The organism is Chitinophaga sp. GbtcB8, from assembly GCF_019091455.1.
GTDB lineage: Bacteria > Bacteroidota > Bacteroidia > Chitinophagales > Chitinophagaceae > Chitinophaga.
Map to the genome: position 1 here is coordinate 1 of NZ_JAGXJN010000403.1, position 237 is coordinate 237.

The 237-nt window shown below is 44.3% G+C and carries 1 protein-coding gene; it reads right to left on the reverse strand.

The features are described from left to right. Window positions 1-37: 37 nt before the first annotated feature. Window positions 38-237: ATP-binding protein (locus tag KVT36_RS32185; RefSeq protein ID WP_217607508.1), on the reverse strand; the 200-nt coding region annotated here is incomplete at its 5' end.

The following is a 237-nucleotide window of genomic DNA, read 5'->3' on the forward strand; positions in this document are numbered from 1 at the left end:
TTGTATTTCTTGTTCTGTTAATGCCATGCTATATTGCTTATTCCTGCGGAAATTCTAAAGCGAATTTACTGCCCTTGCCCAAAGCGCTAGCTACCTTTATTTTGCCTTTGTGGGCATCCACAATGGCTTTTACGTAGCTGTGGCCCAGGCCAAAACCTTTTACGTTATGCACGTTACCGGTATGGGCGCGGTATATTTTTTCATAGTTACGGGAAATCGTATCCCGGCTCATGCCAA